The 1,435-nt window shown below is 67.9% G+C and carries 2 protein-coding genes; one reads left to right on the top strand and one right to left on the bottom strand.

Annotated elements, in window-relative coordinates:
• Positions 1 to 227 (bottom strand): preprotein translocase subunit YajC (gene yajC / locus Q8M82_RS19920; protein WP_305693035.1); only part of this gene is annotated, 227 nt, incomplete at its 3' end.
• A gap of 317 nt (positions 228 to 544) precedes the next feature.
• Between yajC and Q8M82_RS19915 the strand changes: the two genes are divergently transcribed.
• A complete protein-coding gene (locus Q8M82_RS19915; RefSeq protein WP_305693034.1) occupies positions 545 to 1,432 on the top strand; it encodes an ATP-binding protein in 888 nt (295 codons plus the stop codon).
• Positions 1,433 to 1,435 lie beyond the last annotated feature (3 nt).

Genomic DNA, 1,435 nt, shown 5'->3' with positions numbered 1-1,435 from the left:
TTGACCAGGCGGACGCGGACGCCGTCGGCGATCTCGGCCTCGATCTCGCCGTCGTCGATCACCTTCGACACCTTGGCGACGATGCCGCCCGAGGTGACGACCGTGTCGCCGCGGCGGACGTTCTTGACCATCTCCTGATGCGTCTTCACCCGCTTCTGCTGCGGGCGGATGATCAGGAACCACATGATCACGAAGATCAGGACGAACGGCACCAGCGAGATCAGCATGTCGGTGGAGCCACCGCCACCAGCGGCTTGAGCGAAAGCAGGGGTGATCACGAAACGGCTCCTTCATCGCGGCGGCGCGGGCGCCCCCGGCCGCGGGGCGCGGCAGAATTGGTCACAGGCCTCAAAAAATCGCGCGGACTATAGCCAGAGGCGCCGTTAAATCAATCGGACGCGCTTGGCTCGCACAAGCCGCCCATCACCTATGGGCTCGCCGCAGTTCGCGCAATGGCCTTGCGCTTCCCGGCGACAAGTCGTTAACCGTTGCGATCGCCGTACCGCCCGGTACGGCTCCGTGCCGACCCGCTCGAAGGCCCGCCATGAACGCCTCCTCGCCGACCGCCGAAGACCCGACGCTCGCTGCCCTGCTGCGCATCGCCGACGCGCTGGAGCGCATCGCTCCGCCCGCCCGCAAGCCCGCCGACCTGACGCTCGCCGACGCCTTCGTCTGGCACCCCGCCGGGGCGGAACTGGCGCCCGTGGCGCGCGTCAACCGCGTCGCGCTCTCGCTGCTGCGCGGCGTCGATCGCGTGCGCGACACGCTGGCCGAAAACACCGAGCGCTTCGCCCGCCGCCTGCCGGCCAACAACGTCCTGCTCTGGGGTGCGCGCGGCATGGGCAAATCGTCGCTGGTCAAGTCGGTCCATGCCGACACCAACACGCGCCTCGCCGGCCAGGCGTTGCCGCTCAAGCTGATCGAGATCCACCGCGAGGACATCGAGAGCCTTCCCTCGCTGATGGGCCTGCTGCGCCCGGATGCGCATCGCAGCATCGTCTTCTGCGACGACCTCTCCTTCGACGGCGACGACACCTCTTACAAGTCGCTGAAGGCGGCGCTCGACGGCGGCGTCGAGGGCAGGCCGGGGAATGTCGTGTTCTACGCGACCTCGAACCGCCGCCATCTGATGCCGCGCGACATGATGGACAATGAGCGCTCGACCGCGATCAATCCCGGCGAGGCGATCGAGGAGAAGGTCTCGCTCTCGGACCGGTTCGGCCTCTGGCTCGGCTTCCACAAATGCAGCCAGGACGAATATCTCGAGATGGTCTCGGGCTATGCCGGCCATTACGGCCTGCGCATCGAAGCCGACGCGCTGCGCGCCGATGCGCTCGAATGGGCGACCACGCGCGGCAGCCGCTCGGGCCGCGTCGCCTGGCAGTTCATCCAGGACCTCGCCGGCCGCCTCGGTCAACACCTGGACACCTGATCC

Source organism: Allobosea sp. (assembly GCF_030694325.1).
Classification (GTDB): Bacteria; Pseudomonadota; Alphaproteobacteria; order Rhizobiales; family Beijerinckiaceae; genus Allobosea.
The sequence above is the reverse complement of the archived record's forward strand: the minus strand, read 5'-3'. Positions and strand labels throughout refer to the sequence as shown.